Raw genomic sequence first — 13,540 nt, forward strand, 5'->3', positions numbered from 1 at the left:
AGCATCGCGAGCCAGCTCGCGCCTACAGGGTCAGGATCAATCCTGCAGGAGCGAGCTGGCTCGCGATGGCTTTCCGGTCAATTGGCGCCAGGGTCGGCGACCAGGCGGCCGGCGTTCTTGGTCAGCGACTTGAGAAACTCGCTTTGCAGCTCCGGATCGTTGCGGGTCAGCTCGATCAGGCTCTGTTCCAGTTCGCTGGCTTCTTCTTCCAGGCCCAGCTCGGAGAGACGCTTGACCCGGTGTACCCACTGGCTCACTTCGTCGTCTTCGAGGTCGTCGTAGATCAGGTTGTGCGCTTCGAGCAGCTTGCCGCGCAGGGTGCCACTGATGGCCAGCGACGAGTCGGAATGCACATCGTCCTGGGCGTCGGTGACGCTGATCTGCAGTTTGCCGACGTGGTTCAGGTCCTGCTCGGAAAACGGGCTGTCCAACAGATTCAGGCGCAGGACGCCGTTACGGTCGGTGCTCAGCTCATGGGTTTCCTTGCCGGCCTTGACCTGCACCGGGCGTTCGCTCCAGGGCAGGCTCGAATACTCCACGCGCTTGTCGCGCTGGACTTCATCGATGCCCGCCAGGTTCTGCTGCGCGCGGCCATGGGACGGTACGTTCATGAACGGGTTGAGCCCCGCCACGCCGTAGCTGATCCAGTCCTTGGTGACGCTGTCCGGCAGGTTGCCCAGGGCAAACACGTTGACCACATTGGCGCCGACCCCGGCAACCACGGCTACCGCGCCCAGCGGAATCTCGTAGAGTTCCCGCCAGGGTTGATAGGGCGTGTAGCGATCGTAACGACGCGTGACTTCGAATTCGGTGACTTCGAAGGTCTTCTGCTCGTGGATGCGTACCCGGCGTTGCGGCAGCTCAAGCACCTTAGGCTCGCCGACATCGATCTGCAGGCTGTGATCGAGCAATTTGCGCTCGACACGTTCCTCGTGTTCGCTGCGTTGCGACATCTGGTTGGCACAGCCGCTGAGCAACAGGGCGCCGCACAAGGCGGCGCCCCCGAAGCTTAAGGTGTTTCGCTCGAACATGACTTCTCTATCTGGTTTCAGCGACGGATACGGGCTTGGAGGAAGGACAGCACGTCAGCCACCGGCAGCGCTTGCGCCTCGGCTTCGGTACGGCTCTTGTATTCCAGGTTGCCTTCGGCGAGGCCGCGGTCGCTGACCACGATCCGGTGTGGAATGCCGATCAGCTCCATGTCCGCGAATTTGATGCCCGGGCTGGTTTTCTTGTCGCGGTCGTCCAGCAGCACTTCGAAGCCGGCGGCGGTGAGTTCCGCGTACAGCTTGTCGGTGGCTTCGCGAACTTGCTCGGTTTCATAGCGCAGCGGTACCAGGGCGATCTGGAACGGGGCCAGGGTGTCGCTCCAGATGATGCCGTTGGCGTCGTTGTTCTGCTCGATGGCCGCGGCCACCACGCGGGATACGCCGATGCCGTAGCAACCCATTTCCAGGGTCACCGGCTTGCCGTTCTCGCCCAGTACTTCGCACTTCATCGCCTTGCTGTACTTGTTGCCCAGCTGGAAGATGTGCCCGACTTCGATGCCGCGCTTGATTTCCAGGGTGCCCTTGCCGTCCGGGCTTGGGTCGCCGCTGACCACGTTGCGCAGGTCGGCCACGGTCGGGACCGGCATGTCGCGTTCCCAGTTGAAGCCGAAATAGTGCTTGTCATCGACGTTCGCGCCGATGCCGAAGTCGCTCATCAGGGCGACCGAGCGGTCGACGATGATCGGCAGCGGCAGGTTCAGCGGGCCCAGGGAACCGGCACCGGCGCCGATGGCGTCGCGCAACTCGGTTTCCGAGGCCATGACCAGCGGGCTGCCGACGCCAGGCTGGTTGGCGGCCTTGATTTCGTTCAGTTCGTGGTCGCCGCGGACGATCAGGGCGATCAGCTTGCCGGCTTCCTCGGCATGCACCACCAGGGTCTTGACGGTCTTTTCGATTGGCAAGCCATAACCTTCCACCAGCTGCGCGATGGTTTTCGCGTCAGGGGTGTCGACCAGGCGCAGGGCTTCGCTCGGCGCCGGGCGCGAGGTTTCGCGAGGCACGGCTTCGGCTTTCTCGATGTTCGCCGCGTAGTCGGAGCCGTTGCTGAACACGATGTCGTCTTCGCCGGACTCGGCCAATACATGGAACTCATGGGAACCGGCGCCGCCGATGGAGCCGTTGTCCGCTTCCACCGGGCGGAATTTCAGGCCCAGGCGGCTGAACACGTTGCAGTAGGCTTCGTGCATGCGATCGTAGGTGACCTGCAGCGACGCCTGGTCGGCGTGGAAGGAATAGGCGTCCTTCATGATGAACTCGCGACCGCGCATCAGGCCGAAGCGTGGACGGATTTCATCGCGGAACTTGGTCTGGATCTGGTACATGTTGATCGGCAGCTGCTTGTAGCTGCTCAGCTCGTTGCGGGCCAGATCAGTGATCACTTCCTCGTGGGTCGGGCCGGCGCAGAAATCGCGACCGTGGCGATCCTTGAAGCGCAGCAATTCAGGGCCGTATTCTTCCCAGCGACCGGATTCCTGCCACAGCTCAGCCGGTTGCGTGCTCGGCATCAACACTTCCAGCGAGCCGGCGGCGTTCATTTCTTCACGAACGATGGCTTCGACCTTGCGCATGACCCGCAGGCCCATCGGGAGCCAGGTGTACAGGCCCGAGGCCAGTTTGCGGATCATGCCGGCGCGCAACATCAGCTGATGGCTGATCACGACCGCATCGGAAGGTGTTTCTTTCTGTGTGGCGAGCAAAAATTGACTGGTGCGCATGGTAGGCCGTTGTCGGTTGCTGAGACTGGAAATGACGGAGCATTGTACGGGCGAGATCCGCTGGCGTACAGGATTGCGGCCGGGGCGGGCCGGGGCGGCGGGCGAATGCCGGCGTGCCCCGGTGTTTCCTAGGGTTCTTCGCTGACGGCCGCGGCGGGCGGCGTGGTTTCAGGCTTGGCCGGCGGCTCGGCGCGACGGCTTTCCTGGAACCAGTGCAGGGCGATCAGGATCAGGGTCGGTACGCCGAGCAGGGCGGTGATCATGAAGAAGTCGTGATAGCCGAACTTTTCCACCATGACTCCCGAGTAACCGCCGATCAGGCGCGGCAACAGCAGCATGATCGAGCTGAGCAGGGCGTACTGGGTCGCCGAGAACTTCAGGTTGGTCAGGCTCGACAGGTAGGCGACGAACGCCGAGGTGGCCAGCCCCGAGCTGAAGTTGTCGAGGGAAATGGTCACCACCAGCATTTTCAGGTTGGGGCCCATGTCGGCGAGCATCAGGAACAGCAGGTTGGTGGCGGCGGAAGTGGCGCCGCCGATGAACAGGATCGGCAGGATGCCGAAGCGCACGATCAGCAGGCCACCCATGCCGGCGCCGACCAGGGTCATGATCAGGCCGAAAATCTTGCTGACGCTGGCGATCTGGTCCTTGGTGAAGCCCTGGTCGATGTAGAACACGTTGGCCATCACGCCCATTACCGTGTCCGACATCCGATAGGTGGCGATCAGGCCCAGCAGCAGCAAGGCTTGCCAGCGATAGCGCAGGATGAAGTCGTTGACCGGCGTCAGCACCGGGGCCAGGCCGCGGCGACCCATGGCCGACAGGCACAGCGACGTCAGGATGATGTAGAGAATGGCGCGCAGGAACGCCCGGTCTTCCAGCAGCAGGTCCAGCAGGCTGACACCCTCGAACAGCACGCTGGCGAAGTCGGTGTTGTACAGCTGGGTGAACATCGCCGGCACGGAGACCAGCAGCACGATGAGTACGAACACCGAGGCCAGCTGATGCACGAAGCTGTAGCGTCCGGCCGAGAGCTGGGTGCGCAACGGCACCGGCGGCTCGCGCATGAACAGGGTGGTCAGCAAGGCGGGGATCATCAGCACGCCGAACAGCACGTAGGTGCCGGTCCAGGCCGAGTGCTTGTAACTGAAACCGGTGGAGCCGAAGCCTTCGGCGAAGAACAGCGCGCCGGCAGTGGCCAGCAGGGCGGCAACGCGATAGCCGGACATGTAGCTGGCGGCAAGGGCTGCCTGGCGGCTGTCTTCAGCGATTTCCAGGCGGTAGGCATCCACTGCGATGTCCTGGGTGGCCGAAGCGAAGGCGACGACAACGGCAATGGCGATCAGCCAGGACAGATGTTTTTGCGGATCGCAGAACCCCATGCCAATCAGCCCGAGGATCACCAGCGATTGCGATAGGACCAGCCAGGAACGGCGGCGTCCGAGTTTGCCCAGCAGCGGCAGGCGCCATTGGTCGAGCAAGGGCGACCAGACCCATTTGAACGCATAGGCCAGGCCGATCAGGCTGGCATAGCCAATGGTTTCGCGGGCCACGCCAGCTTCGCGCAACCAGACGGAAAGTGTAGAAAACACCAGCATGTAGGGCAGGCCGGCAGCGAAACCAAGCAGCAACAGCACGAGCGTCGAGGGGCTGGCATAGGCGGCGAGCGCGGCGCGCCAGGTTTTACGGGGCATGGGCTGGAGTCTGCCTCAAGAATTACGGAAACAAAGCGCGCACTCTAACCGCTGTGCTCTACCGGACGCCAGCCATGGCGCTGAATATCCACACGATTGTTCAGGATCGAGACACCTTCGGTGCGTAGCCGCGCGCGCTGCTCGTCGCCCGACGGGCTGCCCACGGGCAGGCTGATGCGGCCACCCGCGCCGAGTACGCGGTGCCAGGGCAAAGAGGTGTCGGCGGGCAACTGGCTGAGGGTGCGTCCCACCCAGCGGGCGGCGCGCCCCAGGCCGGCCATTTCCGCCAGCTGCCCGTAACTGACCACCTTGCCTTCGGGAACCTGGGCGAGGGTCAGGTAGAGCGCCGTGCGTCGGATTTCGGCGGGACTTTGCTGGGTATCGAGCGCTTCGGTCACATTCGGGTTTCCTGGCGAGGGCCTGTAAACAGCCTGTAGGACAAAGGGTTTATCAACGCTAGAGAAATTGAACTCACTATAGATAGTCGAGTCAGTCCTACCTGATGCGTTATCGATGTGGATAATGCCGGTTTTTTCGCGAACTCGAGCCCTGTATCTGTTTATGTTGTCCAGAACCCTGCTATGCCTTGCCGTTTTCAGTGCCTCCACCCCTTTGCTCGCCGATACCGTCTGGTTGAAGAACGGCGACCGCCTGAGCGGCAAGATCAAAGTCTTCGATGGTGGCAAATTACTGATCCAGACCGAGTATGCCGGAGCCATTCCGATCGACTGGAAACAGGTCAAGACCCTGGAAAGCGATCAGGAGTTGCTGGTCAAGCAGGATGCCTATACCGGCGAAAAGGCCAAGGCCCTGCATGCCGCGGAGGACGGCAAGGTCACACTGGCCAACGGCGAGGCGCCGAAGACCGTCGAGTTGGCGAGTATCCAGCAGATCATGAAGCCCAAGCCGGTGCTCGAGGACCTGGTGTGGAAGGGCAATGTCGACGTGGCGCTGGATTATCAGCGGGCGGACAAGGACACCGATGACTACGACGTCAACTTCAAGACCTCGGCCCGCCATGGCAAGTGGCGGCACACGGCGGAAGGCGAGTACAACCGCGAATTCCAGAATGATGTGGTGACCACCGACAACTGGCGTGCCGAGTACGCGCTGGACCGCTTCCTGACCGATAAATGGTTCTGGCAGGGCCGGCTGAATTACAAGCGCGACAAGGTCGAGGAGCTGGCACGCCAGCGCGTGGTGGGTACCGGTCCGGGTTATCAGTTCTGGGATGATGAATTGGGCGCGTTCTCCCTGGGCTCGCTGTTGAACCGCACGGACTATGAATACAAGGACGGCGGCATGGACAACTTCTATTCCCTGGCCATGAAGTGGGACTACAACCGTTACCTGATTGGCAAGCGGGTGGAGCTGTTTACCAATGGCGAGATAGGCAAGCCGCTTTCCGATGTCGCCAACTACGCCCTGGATGCCGAGGTCGGCCTGCGCTACAAGGTCACGGACTGGGCCTCGCTCAACCTCAAGGCCGAGCGCGACATCATCAGCGGCACCAAGGACAGCGACCTCAACAAGACCCGCTACACCGCGGGCTTTGGCGTGACCTGGTAAGGTTTTGTGCAGTATGGGCGTGCGGGGCCGTTTTGACGGCCGGGGAGCAGTGGGTCGGTCGGCCGCGTTCTATAGGGTTCAGCTGCAGGACGCTCGAACGCCTGCCTGATACTGGCAGGCGCTTTGCGGGCTGCCGTCCTGGTTCCAGAGGCGCATCCAGCCTTGCTCTTTGCCATCGATATAGTCGGTGGATGATTCCATCTGGCCATTTTCATACCAAGTCATGGCCGGGCCTTCGAGTTTCGCGTCCTTGTAGACCTTGTGGTCCTTGAGCGTGCCGTTGTCGTACCACTCCTTGAAGTCGCCCTGCTCGCGGTGCTGTTCGTCCCATTGCCATTGCAGCGTTTGCACGCCCTGTTCGTTCCAGGTGGCGTAGCTGCGCTGGGTGCCGTGTTCGTCGTTGAACTGTTTCTGTTTCACCTTCCCGTTGGGGTGGTACTGGACTTGCCAGCCCTGGGGTTGGTTGTCGACGTAATCGGTCGTGCTTTCCAGCGTGCCGTCCGGGTAGTAGGTCGGGCTGGGGCCGACTTTCTTGCCCGCAACGAACTGCCCGCTGTCCTTGATTCGGCCATCCGGGTAGTAACTGGTTATCGGGCCGTCCGGTAGATTGGCGCGGTAAGTGATTCGGCCAACCAGCTTGCCGTTCTCGTCGTATTCCAGGTATTCGCCGTCGACGCGTTTGTCCTGGTGCCAGTTGTAGGACTCGGCGACCTTTCCATTGTCGTGGTAGGTGGTTTGCCAGCCTTCAAGAAGATCGTCCTGGTAGTTGGAGCGTTCGACGACGACACCGCTTTCAGAGTAGGTCAGGGCCTCGCCCTGGCGTTTGCCGTCGGGGTCATAGCGAACACTCTGGCCGACCTGGCCATCCGGGTAATAGGTTTTCGAGGCGTGCACGGCCTTGCCCGAAACGAAATCCTCGGCGCTGACGAAATAGTCCCGGCGCAGGGTGGCTGATTCGACATAGAAGACTTTCGCGCTCCAGGCTTTCTGCTGCTTGTCGTAAGGCATTGGCATGGCCAGGAAGTACGAGGCCTGGCCTTTGCCTGTCGGAGCGTAGTGTTCGTCGAGGTAGAGTTTGCCGTCGACCAGGGAGGCCGTGAGTTCAGCGCATTCCTGGGCGGTGCAGGGCCGAACCTGTTCGAAAAAGGCCCGCTTTCCTTCGCACTGCGACAGCGTCAGCAGGAGTGGGGTCTGGTCGTCGATCAGTTGCTGGACCTCCTCCAGGACCTGGCCAAACGACTCGCTGGGAACGCCGATGGATTCAGGTGTGAGGTAAACCTCGTTGCTCCCGCAACGGTGGGCGCTGGAGAGCTCCAGCAGAACCGCGTGGTGCAGTTGGGGCTGTTGTTTGGCGTCCATGGCGATGTAGCTGGCGCCGCTGTCCATACTGACGATGACCGTAGGGTGGGCGGGGAGAGGGGCTGCGCCGAGCGCGAGAGGGGCAGCGAGCGCGAGAGCCGCGACGCTCAAGAACTTCCAGTGTTTGAACGGCATCCTGCTGTTTCCATGTTGTTGTCCGAGGGGGCGGATCATAGTGCGTAGGTGCCGCGGGCAAAAACACCCGGGCACAAAAAAGCCCCGCTTTGAGGGCGGGGCTTTTTTACTGTTTCAGTACAAGTTAGATAACTTGAACTTCTTCAGCTTGCATGCCTTTCTGACCGCGGGTAGCGATGAAAGAAACCTGTTGGCCTTCTTTCAGGCTTTTGAAGCCGTCGGATTGGATAGCTTTGAAGTGTACGAACAGGTCGTCACCGGATTGTGGAGTGATGAAGCCGAAGCCTTTTTCATCGTTGAACCACTTAACGGTACCGGTTTGGCGATTAGACATGGTGTATCTCCTTGGACAAAGTTAACTGCGACTCAGGAAAAGCCCTGGCCGAGACTGAGTGCAAAGAGCAGGAAAAATTCTTGGAGATGGTTGGATCGAAATTCAACATCGTGTAGAGATTCTCAGTGACACAAGCAGCACAGTGGCGCCACCTTAACCCTTTTTCCGGAACCTGCCAATGTTCTTTGCGAAGGATTCGCGCTTTTAGTGACTGGCGGTGTTGCACATGGTCTCCAGCCCACAGGTCATGCGGCTTGCAGCGAGAAAAGCGGCCCAGACTTTGAACCCGCGGGCGCACCCCGGTAAGATGCCGGACAGAATTTTTCCACCTCGCTATTTCAGGACACCCGCCATGAGCATCAAATCGGACAAGTGGATTCGCCGCATGGCGCAAGAGCACGGCATGATCGAGCCTTTCGTGGAGCGCCAGATGCGTGGCGAAGGCGCGGAGCGGCTGATTTCCTTCGGTGTCTCGAGCTACGGCTACGATGTGCGCTGCGCCGATGAGTTCAAGGTGTTCACCAACATCAACTCGGCGACCGTCGATCCGAAAAACTTCGATGCCGGCAGCTTTGTCGACGTCAAGAGCGACGTCTGCATCATTCCGCCCAACTCCTTCGCCCTGGCCCGCACCGTCGAGTACTTCCGTATTCCGCGCAATGTGCTGACCATCTGCCTGGGCAAGAGCACCTATGCCCGCTGCGGCATCATCGTCAACGTCACGCCGCTCGAGCCTGAGTGGGAAGGCCACGTGACCCTGGAGTTCTCCAACACCACCACCCTGCCGGCGAAGATCTACGCCAACGAAGGCGTGGCGCAGATGCTGTTCCTGGAGTCCGACGAAGAGTGCGAAGTGTCCTACAAGGACCGTGGCGGCAAATACCAGGGCCAGCGTGGCGTGACCCTGCCGCGTACCTGATGCCATCTGACCAATAGCGGGAATTCCTTGGCGGGCAGGCACTCTAACCAGAGGACTGCCCCGGTTTGCGCAATGCGGACCGTGCTTTGCTCAGGAGTGCCCCATGAAGATCGATCCGCTTATAAGCGCCACCCTTGCCAGGCTTGAGCCCAATCAGGTCGGCGTCCTGGCCTGGTCATTGCTGGCGCACCCCAGCGTCGCGGGGGGAATTCCCGGTCAACCCGACCCGGACTACCCGCAACCCACCGAGCCGACGGAACCTGGCGAACCGACCCTGCCGGACGAGCCTCCTCCCGCTCCCGTCGCCTGAACGATACCTAACCCATGAAAAAGCCCGCCGGGACCTGTAAGGTTCCGGCGGGCTGGCCTTCGTCTGGCGGCGGGGCTTACTTCAGGTTGCCGCTGAGAAACTGCTGCAAGCGCTCGCTCTTCGGATTGCCCAGCACCTCTTCGGGCGCGCCTTCCTCTTCCACCAGGCCCTTGTGCAAAAACAGCACCTGGCTCGAGACCTTGCGCGCGAAACTCATTTCATGGGTGACCATGATCATGGTCCGGCCTTCCTCGGCCAGGCCCTGGATCACCTTGAGCACTTCGCCCACCAGCTCCGGGTCGAGGGCCGAGGTGGGTTCGTCGAACAACATGACTTCCGGTTCCATCGCCAGGGCGCGGGCAATCGCCACCCGCTGTTGCTGGCCGCCGGAGAGAAAGGCCGGGTACTGGCCGGCCACGCGGGCGGGCAGGCCGACCTTGTCCAGGTAGCGCCGGGCGCGCTCCTCGGCTTCGTGCTTGCTGACGCCAAGCACCCGGCGCGGCGCCATGGTGATGTTTTCCAGCACGGTCATGTGGCTCCACAGGTTGAAGTGCTGGAACACCATGGCCAGGCGGGTGCGGATCCGTTGCAGTTCGTCGGCGTCGGCCACGTGCATGCCGTGGCGGTCGCTGACCATGCGGATCTGCTGGCCGTCCAGGCTCATGGCGCCGTCGTCCGGGGTCTCGAGGAAGTTGATGCAGCGCAGGAAGGTACTCTTGCCCGAGCCGCTGGCGCCGATCAGGCTGATCACGTCGCCGGTCTTCGCCTTGAGCGAAACACCTTTGAGCACTTCATTGTCGCCGTAGCATTTATGCAGGCCTTCAATGGTCAGTTTGTACATGGCATGCATCCTCAAGGCGAAAGTAGGTAACCGCTGCGATAGGCTTCGCGGCCGGCGACATGGGCGACCACCATGCCGGCCGTGGCCATGCGGCGCAGCGAGCGGGCGTAGAGCAGGCCGGCGCCGCTGCAGTGAATGGGCGTGACGCTGTCGTTGATCGGATCGATGACTTCGGCCACCTGCTGCCCGGCTTCCAGGTACTCCCCCGGCAGGGCGGTGAAGACCAGCAGGCCGCCCACGGGCGTGCTCACCGGTTCGACGCCGGCCAATGGCGTCGCCGGGTAGGGCAGTTCGGGCAAGGCCGGAGCCTCGCCGGTAATGGCGCCGAAATGGGTCAGGTAATCCACCAATGCCTGGCAATCGAGGCTGGCCAGGCCATGGTTGACGTCGCCCTGGCCGCGCAGTTCGACGGTGACCGAGAAGCTGCCCTGGGGAATGGCGAACCGCTCGCCGAAGCGCTGCTGCAATTGCCACCAGAGCAGGGTGAAGCATTCGTCGAACGACTGGCCGCCGGAGTCGGTGGCCAGCAGGCTGGCCTCGGAGCCGATATAGCGGGCCAGCGGCTCGACCTGCGGCCAGGCCTCGGGCGTGGTGTACAGATGGGCCACGGCTTCGAAGTCGCAATGCAGGTCCAGCACCATGTCGGCGTCGCAGGCCAGGCGCTGCAGGGCAAGGCGTTGGGATTGCAGCTGGGTGCCAGCGGTCTGCTGCGCCAGGGCCTTGCGCAGGCTGGCGCGGATCAGCTCGCGGTTGTGCCGCGGGTCGTCGTTCAACTGGCCTTCGACGTCGTTGCCGACCTCGTCGCCGAGATCGAGGAACCAGCGATTGAAATTCTGCCCGCTTTCCAGCTCGTAGCGGCCCAGCGGTACATCCATCAGCACCTGTTCCAGGCCGACCGGGTTGGCCACTGGCACCAGGACAATCTCGCTGCGCAGGCGGCCCTGGGTTTCCAGCTGCGCCAGGCGTGCCTTGAGGTGCCAGGCCACAAGCATGCCCGGCAGTTCGTCGGCGTGCAGCGACGACTGGATGTAGATCTTGCCTTCGGCCTGCTCGGGGCCGAAGTGAAAACTGTGGATCTGGCGCGCGGTCCCCGGTACGGGGGCGAGCAGATCATGGGTCTGGTGGCGCATGGGTGAGGGTTTGCCTTGTCAGTGGGTTGGCCCGAGGAAGGCCAGCCAGCGGCGTTCGGCGAGACGGAACAGGCCGACCAGCGCGAAGGTCACGGTGAGATAGATCAGTGCGGCGATGCCGAAGGACTCGAAGGTCATGAAGGTCGCCGAGTTGGCGTCGCGGGCGACTTTCAGCACATCCGGGATGGTCGCGGTGAAGGCCACGGTGGTCGAGTGCAGCATCAGGATCACTTCGTTGCTGTAGTAGGGCAGCGAGCGGCGCAGGGCCGACGGCATGATCACATAGGCGTACAGCTTCCAGCCGCTGAGGCCGTAGGCCTTGGCCGCCTCGACCTCGCCGTGGGCCATGCTGCGGATCGCCCCGGCGAAAATCTCCGTGGTGTAGGCGCAGGTGTTCAGCGCGAAGGCCAGGATGGTGCAGTTCATGGCGTCGCGAAAGAACGCGTCGAGCACCGGCTGGGCGCGGATTGCCGCGATGCTGTAGATCCCGGTGTAGCAGATCAACAGCTGGATATAGAGCGGCGTACCGCGAAACAGGTAGGTGTAGAACTGCACCGGCCAGCGGATGTAGCGCTTGGGCGAGACGCGGGCGATGGACAGCGGGATCGACACCAGGAAGCCGATGCAGATCGAGGCGCTGAGCAGCCACATCGTCATGGCCAGGCCCGTGATGTTGTAGCCGTCGCTATAGAGGAAGGGGCGCCAGTATTCCTGCAGGAGCTCGATCATCGCACGGCCTCCCGCGAGCCCGCGGCATAGTGGCGTTCGAGCCAGCGCAGGACCACGTTGGACGCGCTGGTGATGACCAGGTAGATCAAGGCTGCCAGCACCAGGAAGTAGAACAGCTGGTAGGTGCTCTTGCCGGCATCCTGGGCGGCCTTGACCAGGTCGGCCAGGCCGATGATCGAGACCAGCGCGGTGGCCTTGAGCATCACCATCCAGTTATTGCCGATACCCGGCAGGGCGAAGCGCATCATCTGCGGGAACACCACGAAGCGAAAGCGCTGGCCGCGCTTGAGGCCGTAGGCGGTGGCGGCTTCGATCTGGCCGCGCGGCACGGCGAGGATCGCGCCCCGGAAGGTTTCGGTGAAATACGCCCCGTAAATGAAGCCCAGGGTGATCACCCCGGCGCTGAATGGGTCGATCTCGATGTATTCCCATTCCATGAAATTGGTGAAGGACGTCAGCCAGGTTTGCAGGCTGTAGAAGATCAGCAGCATCAGCACCAGGTCCGGCACGCCGCGGATCAGCGTGGTGTAGAGCTGGGCGGGCAGGCGCACCAGGCCGATCCGGGAGAGTTTGGCGCTGGCGCCGATCAGGCCGAGCAAGACGCTCAGGAGCAGCGACAGGACCGAGAGTTTGATGGTCATCCAGGTGCCTTCCAGCAGCAACGGACCGAACCCCTTGAGGCTGAAGGCGGAAAGCCCAAGGGTTTGCAAAAGTTCTTCGAACATAAATCAGAGACCTGTGGCGATCAAAAAGGCGCCCATCGAGGATGGGCGCCAGGCGCTTATTTACCGCTGTAGAGATTCAGATCGCCAAAGTGCTTTTTCTGAATGGTGGCGTAGGTGCCATCATCGTGTAACGCTTTGATACCTTTATCCAGAAGCGCCTTGAGCTCTATGTTACCTTTCGAGATACCGACAGCTGTCTTCGCTGGCAGCAGAGGGCTGTCCACCGGCTTGCTCACTTCGTAGTCGGCGCCTTGCGGCGACTTCAGGAAGCCCAGCTCGGCTTGCAGCATGTCCTGGATCGAGGCATCGAGACGCCCGGAAATCAGGTCGGCATACACCTGGTCCTGGTTCTGGTAGGCCTGGGTTTTTACCCCGGCCTTGTCCAGCACGGCCTTGGCGTAGGCTTCCTGGATGGTGCCCTGCTCGTAGCCGACGGTCTTGCCCTTGAGCGAGGCGGTGTCTTCGCTCAGGCCGGAGCCTTTCTTGAACACCAGGGAGGTCGGGCCGGAGAACAGCTCGCTGGAGAAGTCGATGACTTTCTCGCGGGCCGGGGTGACGGTCATGGACGAGATCACGCCGTCGAATTTATTGGCCTTGAGGCCCGGGATCATGCCGTCGAAATCGCTTTCGACCCATTTGCACTTGACCTTCAGTTCGGCACAGATGGCATTGCCCAGGTCGATGTCGAAGCCGACCAGGCTGCCGTCGGCGGCCTTGGATTCAAACGGTGCGTAGGACGGGTCGACGCCGAAGCGCAGTTCCTTGTATTCCTTGGCCAGCGCCGAGCCGGCGGCCATGCAGAGAGCCAGTGCAGAAAGGGTCAGCAATGCTTTTTTCATTATTAAATCCCTGGAAACCAATATGAGCGCTCGTGGCGCATTAGTACTGTTACTGCAAAGCGTCAGACTCAATGAAAGTAGCAATTTCCGAACCAGAGTCCCGAACAGGTGTTTTAAAAGGTGGTGCACGCGCGCGTCATGGGCCGGCCCTGCCCTGAAAAGGAGCGTGCCGCAGGCCATGCATCAATAGAG

General features: G+C 61.8%; 14 protein-coding genes. 3 read left to right on the forward strand and 11 right to left on the reverse strand.

Going from position 1 to position 13,540, the window contains the following annotated elements:
- Positions 1-77: 77 nt before the first annotated feature.
- The 4 genes from BTN82_RS05765 to BTN82_RS05780 all read right to left on the reverse strand — a co-directional run bounded on the left by BTN82_RS05765 (position 78) and on the right by BTN82_RS05780 (position 4,856).
- Entirely contained in the window at positions 78-1,031 is a 954-nt protein-coding gene (locus tag BTN82_RS05765; protein ID WP_075118199.1) for a hypothetical protein, read from the reverse strand.
- A 17-nt stretch (positions 1,032-1,048) separates the two neighbouring features.
- Positions 1,049-2,764: a proline--tRNA ligase gene (locus BTN82_RS05770; protein ID WP_075118200.1), complete on the reverse strand. Its 1,716-nt coding sequence runs from the start codon at positions 2,762-2,764 to the stop codon at positions 1,049-1,051.
- Between the two features lie 128 nt (positions 2,765-2,892).
- Positions 2,893-4,458: an AmpG family muropeptide MFS transporter gene (locus BTN82_RS05775; protein WP_075118201.1), complete on the reverse strand. Its 1,566-nt coding sequence runs from the start codon at positions 4,456-4,458 to the stop codon at positions 2,893-2,895.
- Positions 4,459-4,502: 44 nt separating this feature from the next.
- On the reverse strand, positions 4,503-4,856 hold the full coding sequence (locus BTN82_RS05780; RefSeq protein ID WP_075118202.1) for an MGMT family protein: 354 nt from the start codon (positions 4,854-4,856) through the stop codon (positions 4,503-4,505).
- Between the two features lie 163 nt (positions 4,857-5,019).
- Here BTN82_RS05780 and BTN82_RS05785 point away from each other — a divergent pair, with 163 nt between their 5' ends.
- Positions 5,020-6,027 carry a DUF481 domain-containing protein gene (locus BTN82_RS05785; protein ID WP_075118203.1) on the forward strand — a complete coding sequence of 336 codons (1,008 nt, stop codon included), beginning with the start codon at positions 5,020-5,022 and terminating at the stop codon, positions 6,025-6,027.
- A gap of 78 nt (positions 6,028-6,105) precedes the next feature.
- Here BTN82_RS05785 and BTN82_RS05790 read toward each other — a convergent pair whose 3' ends face one another.
- Both BTN82_RS05790 and BTN82_RS05795 read right to left on the reverse strand, forming a co-directional pair.
- Entirely contained in the window at positions 6,106-7,521 is a 1,416-nt protein-coding gene (locus BTN82_RS05790) for a toxin-antitoxin system YwqK family antitoxin (protein ID WP_075118204.1), read from the reverse strand.
- Positions 7,522-7,645: 124 nt separating this feature from the next.
- Complete coding sequence (locus BTN82_RS05795; protein ID WP_002554837.1) at positions 7,646-7,855, reverse strand: cold-shock protein; 210 nt, start codon at positions 7,853-7,855, stop codon at positions 7,646-7,648.
- A 352-nt stretch (positions 7,856-8,207) separates the two neighbouring features.
- Here BTN82_RS05795 and dcd point away from each other — a divergent pair, with 352 nt between their 5' ends.
- Together dcd and BTN82_RS05805 are read left to right on the forward strand one after the other, a co-directional pair.
- Complete coding sequence (dcd, locus tag BTN82_RS05800; protein WP_075118205.1) at positions 8,208-8,774, forward strand: dCTP deaminase; 567 nt, start codon at positions 8,208-8,210, stop codon at positions 8,772-8,774.
- A gap of 103 nt (positions 8,775-8,877) precedes the next feature.
- Complete coding sequence (locus BTN82_RS05805) at positions 8,878-9,084, forward strand: hypothetical protein (protein ID WP_075118206.1); 207 nt, start codon at positions 8,878-8,880, stop codon at positions 9,082-9,084.
- Between the two features lie 76 nt (positions 9,085-9,160).
- Here BTN82_RS05805 and BTN82_RS05810 read toward each other — a convergent pair whose 3' ends face one another.
- The 5 genes from BTN82_RS05810 to BTN82_RS05830 are packed head-to-tail and all read right to left on the reverse strand — an operon-like array spanning position 9,161 to position 13,348.
- Complete coding sequence (locus tag BTN82_RS05810) at positions 9,161-9,925, reverse strand: ABC transporter ATP-binding protein (RefSeq protein WP_075118429.1); 765 nt, start codon at positions 9,923-9,925, stop codon at positions 9,161-9,163.
- 11 nt (positions 9,926-9,936) lie between these two features.
- On the reverse strand, positions 9,937-11,055 hold the full coding sequence (locus BTN82_RS05815) for a succinylglutamate desuccinylase/aspartoacylase family protein (protein ID WP_075118207.1): 1,119 nt from the start codon (positions 11,053-11,055) through the stop codon (positions 9,937-9,939).
- Between the two features lie 18 nt (positions 11,056-11,073).
- Positions 11,074-11,784 (reverse strand): ABC transporter permease, encoded by a 711-nt coding sequence (locus BTN82_RS05820; RefSeq protein ID WP_075118208.1) that lies wholly within the window; start codon positions 11,782-11,784, stop codon positions 11,074-11,076.
- Positions 11,781-12,509: an ABC transporter permease gene (locus tag BTN82_RS05825; RefSeq protein ID WP_075118209.1), complete on the reverse strand. Its 729-nt coding sequence runs from the start codon at positions 12,507-12,509 to the stop codon at positions 11,781-11,783. The genes BTN82_RS05820 and BTN82_RS05825 overlap by 4 nt, the downstream gene beginning before the upstream one ends.
- Positions 12,510-12,565: 56 nt before the next feature.
- Positions 12,566-13,348 (reverse strand): transporter substrate-binding domain-containing protein, encoded by a 783-nt coding sequence (locus BTN82_RS05830; RefSeq protein WP_075118210.1) that lies wholly within the window; start codon positions 13,346-13,348, stop codon positions 12,566-12,568.
- Between the last annotated feature and the right edge of the window lie 192 nt (positions 13,349-13,540).

The sequence above is a fragment of the Pseudomonas chlororaphis genome (assembly GCF_001921865.1).
GTDB lineage: Bacteria > Pseudomonadota > Gammaproteobacteria > Pseudomonadales > Pseudomonadaceae > Aquipseudomonas > Aquipseudomonas chlororaphis_D.

Excerpts from the sequence above, each read along its gene's own strand:
- BTN82_RS05775 (WP_075118201.1), bottom strand. The coding sequence starts at position 4,458 with ATGCCCCGTAAAACCTGGCGCGCCGCGCTCGCCGCCTATGCCAGCCCC.
- BTN82_RS05805 (WP_075118206.1), top strand. The coding sequence starts at position 8,878 with ATGAAGATCGATCCGCTTATAAGCGCCACCCTTGCCAGGCTTGAGCCC.
- BTN82_RS05765 (WP_075118199.1), bottom strand. The coding sequence starts at position 1,031 with ATGTTCGAGCGAAACACCTTAAGCTTCGGGGGCGCCGCCTTGTGCGGC.
- BTN82_RS05825 (WP_075118209.1), bottom strand. The coding sequence starts at position 12,509 with ATGTTCGAAGAACTTTTGCAAACCCTTGGGCTTTCCGCCTTCAGCCTC.
- BTN82_RS05815 (WP_075118207.1), bottom strand. The coding sequence starts at position 11,055 with ATGCGCCACCAGACCCATGATCTGCTCGCCCCCGTACCGGGGACCGCG.
- BTN82_RS05770 (WP_075118200.1), bottom strand. The coding sequence starts at position 2,764 with ATGCGCACCAGTCAATTTTTGCTCGCCACACAGAAAGAAACACCTTCC.
- dcd (WP_075118205.1), top strand. The coding sequence starts at position 8,208 with ATGAGCATCAAATCGGACAAGTGGATTCGCCGCATGGCGCAAGAGCAC.
- BTN82_RS05820 (WP_075118208.1), bottom strand. The coding sequence starts at position 11,784 with ATGATCGAGCTCCTGCAGGAATACTGGCGCCCCTTCCTCTATAGCGAC.
- BTN82_RS05790 (WP_075118204.1), bottom strand. The coding sequence starts at position 7,521 with ATGCCGTTCAAACACTGGAAGTTCTTGAGCGTCGCGGCTCTCGCGCTC.
- BTN82_RS05785 (WP_075118203.1), top strand. The coding sequence starts at position 5,020 with ATGTTGTCCAGAACCCTGCTATGCCTTGCCGTTTTCAGTGCCTCCACC.
- BTN82_RS05830 (WP_075118210.1), bottom strand. The coding sequence starts at position 13,348 with ATGAAAAAAGCATTGCTGACCCTTTCTGCACTGGCTCTCTGCATGGCC.
- BTN82_RS05795 (WP_002554837.1), bottom strand. The coding sequence starts at position 7,855 with ATGTCTAATCGCCAAACCGGTACCGTTAAGTGGTTCAACGATGAAAAA.
- BTN82_RS05810 (WP_075118429.1), bottom strand. The coding sequence starts at position 9,925 with ATGTACAAACTGACCATTGAAGGCCTGCATAAATGCTACGGCGACAAT.